Origin of the sequence: Paeniroseomonas aquatica, from assembly GCF_030409335.1 — a bacterium.
Taxonomy (GTDB): domain Bacteria; phylum Pseudomonadota; class Alphaproteobacteria; order Acetobacterales; family Acetobacteraceae; genus Belnapia; species Belnapia aquatica.
This window is the reverse complement of the sequence record NZ_JAUFPN010000139.1, coordinates 1-9,050: the sequence shown is the minus strand read 5'-3', so window position 1 is coordinate 9,050 and position 9,050 is coordinate 1. Positions and strand designations below refer to the sequence as shown.

General features: G+C 73.0%; 10 protein-coding genes and 1 pseudogene. 5 read left to right on the top strand and 6 right to left on the bottom strand.

Features of this window, described 5'->3' with window-relative positions; translation table 11 throughout:
- Both QWZ14_RS12495 and QWZ14_RS12490 read left to right on the top strand, forming a co-directional pair.
- Nucleotides 1–333 (top strand): cold-shock protein (locus QWZ14_RS12495; protein ID WP_290317002.1); only part of this gene is annotated, 333 nt, incomplete at its 5' end.
- A gap of 100 nt (nt 334–433) precedes the next feature.
- Nucleotides 434–712: a hypothetical protein gene (locus tag QWZ14_RS12490; RefSeq protein WP_290317001.1), complete on the top strand. Its 279-nt coding sequence runs from the start codon at nt 434–436 to the stop codon at nt 710–712.
- Between the two features lie 105 nt (nt 713–817).
- Here QWZ14_RS12490 and QWZ14_RS12485 read toward each other — a convergent pair whose 3' ends face one another.
- Genes QWZ14_RS12485 through QWZ14_RS12470 form a run of 4 tightly spaced genes read right to left on the bottom strand, consistent with a single transcriptional unit; the run spans nt 818 to nt 4,806 of the window.
- On the bottom strand, nt 818–2,044 hold the full coding sequence (locus QWZ14_RS12485) for an MFS transporter (protein ID WP_290317000.1): 1,227 nt from the start codon (nt 2,042–2,044) through the stop codon (nt 818–820).
- Between the two features lie 4 nt (nt 2,045–2,048).
- Nucleotides 2,049–3,236: a cystathionine beta-lyase gene (gene metC, locus QWZ14_RS12480; protein ID WP_290316999.1), complete on the bottom strand. Its 1,188-nt coding sequence runs from the start codon at nt 3,234–3,236 to the stop codon at nt 2,049–2,051.
- Nucleotides 3,236–4,081 carry a sulfurtransferase gene (locus tag QWZ14_RS12475; RefSeq protein ID WP_290316998.1) on the bottom strand — a complete coding sequence of 282 codons (846 nt, stop codon included), beginning with the start codon at nt 4,079–4,081 and terminating at the stop codon, nt 3,236–3,238. Before QWZ14_RS12475 ends, metC begins: the two co-directional genes overlap by 1 nt.
- Nucleotides 4,082–4,086: 5 nt before the next feature.
- A complete protein-coding gene (locus tag QWZ14_RS12470) occupies nt 4,087–4,806 on the bottom strand; it encodes an alanyl-tRNA editing protein (RefSeq protein WP_290316997.1) in 720 nt (239 codons plus the stop codon).
- A 143-nt stretch (nt 4,807–4,949) separates the two neighbouring features.
- On the opposite strand from QWZ14_RS12470, the gene QWZ14_RS12465 reads away from it, so the two are divergent.
- Nucleotides 4,950–5,552: a hypothetical protein gene (locus QWZ14_RS12465; protein ID WP_290316996.1), complete on the top strand. Its 603-nt coding sequence runs from the start codon at nt 4,950–4,952 to the stop codon at nt 5,550–5,552.
- A 12-nt stretch (nt 5,553–5,564) separates the two neighbouring features.
- On the opposite strand, the gene QWZ14_RS12460 is transcribed toward QWZ14_RS12465, so the two are convergent.
- Nucleotides 5,565–6,203: an NUDIX domain-containing protein gene (locus QWZ14_RS12460; RefSeq protein WP_290316995.1), complete on the bottom strand. Its 639-nt coding sequence runs from the start codon at nt 6,201–6,203 to the stop codon at nt 5,565–5,567.
- Nucleotides 6,204–6,240: 37 nt separating this feature from the next.
- On the opposite strand from QWZ14_RS12460, the gene QWZ14_RS12455 reads away from it, so the two are divergent.
- Together QWZ14_RS12455 and QWZ14_RS12450 are read left to right on the top strand one after the other, a co-directional pair.
- Entirely contained in the window at nt 6,241–7,203 is a 963-nt protein-coding gene (locus QWZ14_RS12455; RefSeq protein ID WP_290316994.1) for a DMT family transporter, read from the top strand.
- Between the two features lie 109 nt (nt 7,204–7,312).
- On the top strand, nt 7,313–8,542 hold the full coding sequence (locus QWZ14_RS12450) for an ABC transporter substrate-binding protein (protein WP_290316993.1): 1,230 nt from the start codon (nt 7,313–7,315) through the stop codon (nt 8,540–8,542).
- A gap of 39 nt (nt 8,543–8,581) precedes the next feature.
- Here the strand turns inward: QWZ14_RS12450 and QWZ14_RS12445 are convergent.
- Nucleotides 8,582–9,050: pseudogene (locus tag QWZ14_RS12445) on the bottom strand (hypothetical protein); the annotation flags it as partial.

The following is a 9,050-nucleotide window of genomic DNA, read 5'->3' as shown; positions in this document are numbered from 1 at the left end:
GACCGGCCGCCGCGCCGCGACTTCGGCAGCCCGCCGGGCGCCGGCTTCGGCGCGCCGCGCCCCTCCTTCGGCGACCGGCCGCCGCCGCGGCGCGAGTTCGGCGGGGACCGCGACGCGGGCGGGCCGACCTATGCCGTCAACGGCACGGTGAAGTGGTTCGACCAGGTGCGCGGCTTCGGCTTCGTCACGCCCGATGACGGCGGCCAGGATGTCTTCCTGCATTCCTCCGTGCTGCAGCGCGCGGGCAAGCAGGATGTGCAGCAGGGCGAGAAGCTCGCGCTCGACGTGCGGGACGGCCAGCGCGGCCGCCAGGCGGTCCAGCTCAAGGACTGAGGCGGGGCAGGGGTTCGGCCTCGCGGGGGCTCCGGTCGCAGGGCCGGGGCCTTTTTGCCGTTCAGGCTTTGCTCATCGGCACCGGTGCAGGCTGCGCGGCATGCGTGGACTGCCGATCATCCTGCTGCTGCTCGCCGCCCTGCCGGCCGGGGCCCAGGCGCCGCCCGCCTGCGTGGCGGGGCGGGAGGGCATGACCGCCTGCCTCGGCGACAAGCTCTGCGAATGCCGCTGGCAGCCGGGCGGGACGCTGACCGGGCGGCCGGCGGCGCATCGCTGGGATTGCGGCGTGCTGCGCCCGGCCTGTGGCGTGGTGCCGGCCGGGCCGCCGCCCATGCCGGACGGCGGCTGGATGCACCCGGGAACGAAGCCCCTGCGCTAGGCCGCGATCCGCGCTGACAGAAGCGCGGTTCACGGTCCAGCTTATTGTTTTGTCGCGCGATTCACGTCTTTCGGTGATTGCACCTCAGACGATCGCGCTCCAGGCTCAGCCTGCCAGCGCCGGCCGCATCGAGCCGGGCCAGCGCGGCAGCGCCGCCAGCAGCTGGATGGTGCCGGCCACCAGCCCCATGCCGACGCCGATCCTGATGGCGAGGTCGTAGGAGCCCAGCAGGTCGAAGACCAGCCCGCCGCCGAAGGCGCCGAGGAAGCTGCCGAGCTGATGGCTGGTGAAGGCGAGGCCCTGCACCAGCGCCTGCCAGCGCAGCCCGAACATCTCCGCCGTCATGCCCGCGACCAGCGGCGCGACGCCGAGCCAGAGGAAGCCCATCAGCGCGGCGAAGACCAGGGTGCTGCCCGGCGTCGGCGGCACCGCGAAGTACCAGGCCAGCACCAGGGAGCGGGTGAGGTAGATGCCGCCCAGCAGCGCCGGCTTGGACCAGCGCCCGCCGGCCCAGCCGAAGAAGAGGCTGCCCAGCACGTTGAAGCCGCCGATGGTCGCCAGCGCCTCGGCCGCCAGCATCGGGTCCATGCCGCAGAGCTGCAGGTAGGAGGGCAGGTGGGTGGTCAGGAACACCAGCTGCAGCCCGCAGATGAAATAGGCGCCCGACATGACCAGGAAGGGCACGTGCCGCATGGCCAGGCCGCAGGCGGCCATGGCGCTGTTGGCCTCGTCGCGGGCGGGCGGCAGGGCCACCTTGTCGACCTTGCCCGCGCTCCAGGCGGCGGGGAGCATCAGCAGGCCGAGGGCGAGGAAGCCGAAGACCCCGGCGCGCCAGCCATAGCCTTCGGACAGCAGCTGCCCGATCGGCGCGGCGATCAGGGCGCCGAGCGACCCCGCCGCCGAGACCAGCCCCAGCACCGTGCTGCGCAGCGCCGGCGGGACGGGGCGGGAGGCGACCGCCATGGCCATGCCGGAGGCGGTGCAGGCCAGCGCCAGCCCGATCAGCAGGCCGGCGCCCAGCATGACGTCCAGCGCGCTGCTGGCGCGGGCCAGCAGCAGCAGCCCGGCGAGGTAGGAGAGCACCCCCGCGACCAGCACCGGGCGGAAGCCGAAGCGCGCCGCCGCCGCCCCGGCGAAGGGCTGCAGGAAGCCCCAGGCGAGGTTCTGGATGGCGACCGCCAGGGTGAACTCCGCGACCGCGATGCCGAGGTCCTTCACCGCCGGCTGCATGAAGAGCCCGAGGCTCTGCCGCAGCCCCATCGCCAGGCTCAGCATCACCGCCGAGCCGATCAGGATGGGGGCGACGGAGCGGAGGTCGCGGAGGTTTGCCACCGGGCTAGCCGAGCTTCGCCAGGCCCTGGGTCAGGTCGGCGATCAGGTCGGCCGGCTCCTCCAGCCCGATGTGGATGCGGACCATCGGGCCGCCGAAGTCGCCGGTGCCGGCGGTGCGGGTGATATGGCCGGTGGTCGGGATGGCCAGGCTCTCGAAGCCGCCCCAGCTGGCGCCGATGCCGAAGAGCTGCAGGCTGTCGATGAAGCGCGCCGCATCCTCCGGGGTGTAGTGCGGCTGGAGCACGAGGCCGAACAGCGAGCAGGCGCCGGTGAAGTCGCGCTTGAAGATTTCGTGCTGCGGATGCGAGGGCAGCGCCGGATGCAGCACCCGCAGCACCTGCGGTTGCGTCTCCAGCCACTTCGCCACCTCGATGCCGCTGGCCTCCTGCCGCTTGAGGCGGACCAGCATGGTGCGCACGCCGCGCAGCGCCAGCCAGACGTCGTCGGGGGAGGCGAATTGCCCGAGCTGCGAGCCGGCGGCCCGCACCACCTGCCAGTCCGCCTCGTCGTTCACCGTCACGCTGCCGAGCAGGATGTCCGAGTGACCGCCGACATACTTGGTCAGCGCCTGGATGGAGACGTCGACGCCATGCTGGAAGGGCATGAAGTGGTGGATGCCCCAGGTATTGTCCATCAGCACCTTCGCCCCGCGGGCATGCGCGGCGCGGGCGATGGCGGGGATGTCCTGCACCTCGAAGGTGTGGCTGCCGGGGCTTTCGGTATAGACGACCTTGGTGTTTGGCTGGATCAGCGCGGCCATCGCCCCCTCGTCGACCGTCGGGTCGTAGTAGGTGGTGGCGATGCCGAAGCCCTTCAGCAGCCCCTCACACAAGTTGCGGGCCGGGCCATAGGCATTGTCCGGCATCAGGCAGTGGTCGCCGGCCTTGAGGTAGGCGAGCAGCGGCACGGCGACGGCGGCGAGGCCGGTGCCGACGACCAGGCAGCGGGTGCCGCCCTCGATCTCGGCGATGACGTCCTCGAAGGCGTAGTGGGTCGGGCCGCCCTGGGTCCCGTAGGTCATGAACTGCTCGAAGCGGTGCTTGGCGCCCTCCTTGCGGGCGGCGACATTCGGGAAGAGCACGGTGGAGCCGCGATGGACGGCGGGGTTCACGAAGCCATGCACATGGGTGCCGGCGCGGCCGGCATGGCTCAGGCGGGTGGCGACGCCATGCGCCTTCGGGTCGTCGGCCATCAGGAATGCACCTTCGGGGTTTCGGGCCGGCCGGCCCATTCGGTCCAGGAGCCGTCGTAGACGGCGGGTTCGGGGAAGCCGGCGCGGACCAGTCCGAGCGAGAGGATGCAGGCGGTGACGCCCGTGCCGCAGGAGGTGACGACCGGGCGTTCGGCGGTGACGCCGGCGGCAGCGAAGCGGGCATGCAGCGCGGCCGGGTCCAGCATGGTCTGGTCGGGGTTCAGCAGCTCGTTGAACGGGACGTTCGCCGCGCCCGGCATGTGGCCGGAGGGCAGGCCGGGGCGGGGCTCCGGCGCGGTGCCGTCGAAGCGGCCGCGGGCCCGGGCATCGAGGATGAGGGCGCCGCCGCCACCCTGGCGGACGATCTTCTTGACGTCGCCGATGCCGCGGACCAGTTCGGCCTGGAAGTCGGCGACGAAGGTGGCGGCGGTGGTGCAGGGCGGCGGGCCGGCCTCGGTGGCGCGGCCCTCCTTCACCCATTTCGGCAGGCCGCCATCCAGCACCGCGGCCTGGTGGTGGCCGAAGAGCCGCATCAGCCACCAGCCGCGGGCCGCCGAGGCGAGGCCCTTCTGGTCGTAGAAGACGACGCGGCTGGCATTGCTGACGCCAAGCAGGCCCATCAGCTTCTCGAACCGCGCCGCGCTCGGGATCATGTGCGGCAGCGCCGCCTCGGGATCGGCGATGAGGTCGATGTCGAAGTAATCGGCGCCGGGGACATGCGCCTGGGCGTACTTCGCCTTGCCGTCATGCGGCTCGTTCGGCAGGTATTTGGTGGTGTCGAAGACCATGAGGTCCGGCTTGCCGAGCTCGGCCGCCAGCCATTCGGTGCTGACCAGATCTTGCATGTCGTTCACTCTCCCAGGACGAGGTAGACCCGCCGGTTCTGCTTGCCCTTGTTCTCGAGCTTGGTGACCTCGACCCGGCCGATCTCCGCGGTGCGGCGCACATGGGTGCCGCCGCAGGGCTGCAGATCCACGGGGGCGGCTTCCTCGCCGATGCGGACCAGGCGGATGCGGCCGGCGCCGCGTGGCGGCTGCACCGAGAGGGTGCGGACCAGCCCGGGGTTCTCGTCGAGCTCCGCCTCGCTGATCCAGCGCTCGCCGACCGCGTGGTCGGCGGCGATCAGCACGTTCAGCCCCTCGGTCAGGAATTCCTTGGTCGGCGGTGTCGCGAGGTCGAAGTCGAGGCGGGAGCGCTCGGCGCCGATCTGCCCGCCGGTGACGCCGGCCCCGGGGATCAGGCTGCAGAGCAAATGCAGGGCGGTGTGCATGCGCATGTGGCGGTGGCGCGGGCCCCAGTCCAGCACGGCGGTGACGCTGGCGCCGACGGGGGGCAGGGTGGCGCCCTCCGCGAGCTGGTGGAGGACGGTGTCCTCGGGCCCCTTCACCGCCTTGGTGACGATGGCCTCGCCATCGGCCCAGCGCAGCCAGCCGGCATCGCCGGGCTGGCCGCCGGCCTGGGCGTAGAAGGGGGTGCGGTCGAGCAGCACGCCCTCCGGCCCGGCGGCCAGGACGCGGGCTTCCGCCTGCTGCAGGGTGGCGTCGTCGCGGTAGAGCAGTTCGGTTGGCATCCGACTTCATCCCCCGCCCCGCGGCCGGTGGCAAGCCCGGCGGCATGCTCCCGCCCGGGCGCGCCGGCCGCGCTTTGCAGGCCGCCGCCGGCGAATTACCCGGCCGGCGTTCCATGCAATTTCAGATATCCTGGAGCCACCGCTTGTCCAGGCCGGGCCTCGAGGCTGCCTTCCCGTCCCGTCCGCTGACGGTGAAGGCCCCGGTCACCTGGGTGCGCGGCCTCCTGCTCGCCGCCGCCACGCTCGTCCTGGCGGGCGGCTTCGGCTGGTTCGCCGCGGCGGCGGTGGTCCCGACCCTGCTGCAGGACCACGCGGTGCGCGACGGCGCGGTGCCCGTCCGCGAGCCGCACATGGGCGACCACAGCGTGGCGGCGATGGCCCATCGGGACTGGCTGACCACGGACATGGGCCAGGACCATCTGTGGAACCGGATGCTGACCCTGGCCGGCTTCGGCCTACGCAGTGGCCTGCGGGCCCGGCGGGCCCGGCGGGCGCTCTCGGGCCAGCCGCTGGCGCCGGTGCCGCTGCGGATGCTGCGGCGCGACCAGAACGGCTGGCAGGCGGCGCCGCTCGAGGGGGGCGCGGCCATGCTCTGGCCGCTGCCGCGCAAGGCGGAGCCGTTTTGGCTCGACCCGGCGCTCGGCGTCGGCGCGCCGGGCCGGGTGCCGATGCCGCTCGACCGGGAGCTGGCCTGGGCGGATTTCAGCGGGGCGGAACGGGCGCGGCTGCGGGCGGCGCTGGCCTGAAGGGAGGCCGCCTCAGGCCCATTCCCGCCGCAGCCGGGCGCGGTGGTGGCGCAGCCACCAGAGGCAGATGGCCGCGGTCGCATTGCCGACCCGGTCGGCGTCGAGCAGGGCGAAGGCCTCCTCGGCCGGCATGATGAGGACGCGGATGTCCTCGCCCTCATGCGCCAGGCCGAAGGTGCCGGCCTCGCCCGGCCGGGGCAGGGTGACGCGGGCGGCGTAGAGGAACATCGCCTCGTCGCAGCCGCCCTGCATCAGCAGGGTATGGCTGATCCGCTCGAAGCGGTCCGGCCTGAGGCCGGTCTCCTCCTCGGTCTCGCGCCGGGCGGCCTCGGCCGGGTCCTCGCCGGGCTCAAGCAGGCCGGCGGGGCATTCGGTCATGATCGCGGGGAAGCCGGCGGCCAGCGCGGGCAGGCGGAACTGCTGGATCAGGGCGACGCAATCGGCGGCGGGGTCGTAGGGCAGCACGGCGACGCCGCGGCCGCGCCGCCACAGCTCCCAGACCAGCTCGGCCGAGCGGGCGCCGTCGAAGCGCTCATAGGTGAAGCGGACCCGCTGCAGCGGGAAGCGGCCGTCCCAGACCACCTCGTCGGCGCGGACCTCGAGGCCGGGGTGGGCGGGGATGAGCGGGGCCTTGGGGGGTCTGGCGTTCATGCGGCCGGGACCCTAGCCTTGGGGCGGAACGCCGTCCATGGATGCACAACTGGAAGCAGCCCCCCTGGGGGGCACGGCCGAGCCTGTCTCGGCGGAGGCCGAACGCCGCCAGCGCGGGGCGGCGCGGCGGCATGCCGTGCTGATGGTGCTGGGGGCGGCGGCGGTCTTCTCCCTCGCCGGCGCGCTGGTGAAGGGATTGAAGGGGGAACTGCCGCTGGCCGAGGTGGTGGTCTGCCGCAACCTCTTCGGCATCCCGGTGCTGCTGCCCCTGGTCTGGCTGGCCGGGGGGCGCCAGGGCCTCCGGGCGGCGCTGCGCACCCGGAACCCGAAGCTGCATGCCATCCGCATGGCGACCGGGCTGGTGGGCATGGTGGGCGCCTTCTACGGCTACGCGGTGCTGCCGCTGGCGACGGTGACGGCGCTCGGCTTCACCATGCCGCTGTTCCTGACGCTGCTGTCGATCCCGCTGCTGGGGGAGAAGGTCGGACCGCGCCGCGGCGCGGCGGTGCTGGTCGGCTTCGGCGGGGTGCTGCTGATGTCGGTGCCCGGCGGCGGCGGCGCGGCCAATGCGCTGGGCACCGCGGCGGTGCTGGCGGGGGCGGTGGGCTGGGCGCTGTCGATGATCACCATCCGCCGCATGGGCAATGCCGGCGAGAGCAATGCGACCATCGTGCTGTGGTTCGCACTCGGCGCGACCGCCGTCTCGGCCGTGGCGGCGGTGCCGGTCTGGGTGGCGCCGACGCCGCAGCAATGGGCGATGCTGGCCGGGACCGGGATGCTCTCGGCCGTGGCGCAGGTGATGATGACCGAGGCCTATCGCCGCGGCGAGGCGACGCTGCTGGCGCCCTTCGAGTATTCCGCCATCCTCTGGACCACGGCGATGGGCGCCCTGGTCTGGGCGGAGCTGCCGGATGGCTGGGACTTCGCCGGCATGGCGGTGCTGGTGGCCAGCGGCCTCTACATCTGGCGGCGGGAGGTGGTGCTGGGGCTGCGCCGCTGAAGCGGAGCGATCCCGGCCCCCTTCCCAGGCGGGCGGATCGCGCGTCACCATGGCCCGGCGCGGAACCGGGACGGGCACGAACCCCGGCCGCCACGGAGGAAACCCAGGAATGACCATCCCACGCCGGAGCCTCGTCCTCGGGGCGGCAGCCGCCCCCCTGCTCGCCGGGGGCCGCGCCCGCGCCCAGGGCCAGCCGATCCGCCTCGGCGTGCTCGGCGACTTCTCCGGCCCCTACCGCCACCTGTCGGGCCCGACCAACGTCGCCTGCGTCCGCCAGGCGGTGCAGGATTCCGGCCTGATCGAGCGCGGCATCCCGGTGGAGGTGGTGCAGGCCGACCACCAGCAGAAGGCCGATACCGGCACCGGCATCGTGCGGGAATGGTTCGACCGCGGCGGCGTCGACGTGGTGCTGGAGGTCAACAATTCCTCGATCGCCCTGGCGGTGAACGGCATCGTCCGGGAGAAGGACAAGATCCACCTCAACACCGGCGCCGCCACCACCGAGCTGACGGCGCACAACTGCAGCCCGAACACCGTGCACTGGACCTACGACACCTACATGCTGGCGCGGTCCTCGGGCGTCGCCACGGTGAAGGCGGGCGGCAACAGCTTCTTCTTCGTCACCGCCGACTTCGCCTTCGGCTACCAGATGGAACGCGACCTGACGCGCTTCATCGAGGCCGGCGGCGGCCGGGTCGCCGGCAAGGTGCGCTACCCCTTCCCCGCGACCAGCGACTTCTCCTCCTTCCTGGTGCAGGCGGCCTCCAGCCGGGCCAAGGTGGTGGCCTTCCTCAATGCCGGGGCGGATTTCATCAATTGCGTGAAGCAGGCGAACGAGTTCGGCCTGACCAAGCGTGGCCAGAAGCTGCTGGGGATCATCGGCTTCGTGAACGATGTCCATACGCTCGGCCTCGAGACCGCGCAGGGGCTGCTGCTGACCGAGTGCTTTTACTGGGACATGAACGAGCGGACCCGCGCCTTCACCCGCCGGGTCCTGCCGAAGACGCCGGACAACTACCCGAACCAGTGCCAGGCCGGCGCCTATTCCGCGGCCCTGCACTACCTCAAGATGGTCGGCCAGGTCGGGGCGGCGCGGGCCAAGGCCTCGGGCCGCGAGATGGTCGACCTGATGAAGGCGGCGCCGACCGACGACGACGTCTTCGGCGCTGGCCGCATCCGGGCCGACGGCCGCAAGATCCACGACGTGCACCTGTTCGAGGTGAAGGCGCCGGCGGAGTCGAAGGGGCCGTGGGACTACTACAAGCTGGTGCAGACCACCCCGGCCGAGGAGGCCTTCCGGCCACTGGCCGAAGGCGGCTGCCCGCTGGCCAATACCTGAGCCGCGGCGCGGCCCATCCGCCGCGCGGTGGGCCGTGGCTCAGGCGGCGGGGCCGGGCAGCGGCTGGCGGCCTTCGGCGCGGCCATGCTTGAGGTAGTGGTCGAGGCCGGACTCGAAGAACTTCGCCTTCACCGCCGCCTTGGCATCGCCATAGGTCGCCAGGTACCAGTCCTCGTCGAAGGGGACCGGCGGCCCGGCGGGCGCCGGCTCGGCCAGCGGCACGCCGAATTCGGCGCGCAGCCGCAGCAGCTCGACGCGCAGCTCCTGCACCCCCGCCTGGGCCAGGTTGCGGGCGAATTCGGTGGTGTTGCGCGCGGTGGTCAGCGCCGCATGCGCCTCCCGCAGATGCTCCAGCGCGGCTTCGGCCGCGGCGGCGCGGGCGAGGGCGGCGTCGCGCTCCTGCCGGGCCGCAACGAGGGCGGCGTCCGCCGCCGTCCGGGCCGCGACCGCGGCGCTGGCCTGGCTCTGGGAGGCCTCGGCGCTGGCTTCGGCCGCCGCGCGGGCGGCC

What these genes read in the sequence shown, in the direction of transcription:
- QWZ14_RS12490 (WP_290317001.1), top strand. Translation starts at nt 434, where the DNA reads ATGCGTGGACTGCCGATCATCCTGCTGCTGCTCGCCGCCCTGCCGGCC.
- metC (WP_290316999.1), bottom strand. Translation starts at nt 3,236, where the DNA reads ATGGCCGACGACCCGAAGGCGCATGGCGTCGCCACCCGCCTGAGCCAT.
- QWZ14_RS12475 (WP_290316998.1), bottom strand. Translation starts at nt 4,081, where the DNA reads ATGCAAGATCTGGTCAGCACCGAATGGCTGGCGGCCGAGCTCGGCAAG.
- QWZ14_RS12470 (WP_290316997.1), bottom strand. Translation starts at nt 4,806, where the DNA reads ATGCCAACCGAACTGCTCTACCGCGACGACGCCACCCTGCAGCAGGCG.
- QWZ14_RS12460 (WP_290316995.1), bottom strand. Translation starts at nt 6,203, where the DNA reads ATGAACGCCAGACCCCCCAAGGCCCCGCTCATCCCCGCCCACCCCGGC.
- QWZ14_RS12455 (WP_290316994.1), top strand. Translation starts at nt 6,241, where the DNA reads ATGGATGCACAACTGGAAGCAGCCCCCCTGGGGGGCACGGCCGAGCCT.
- QWZ14_RS12450 (WP_290316993.1), top strand. Translation starts at nt 7,313, where the DNA reads ATGACCATCCCACGCCGGAGCCTCGTCCTCGGGGCGGCAGCCGCCCCC.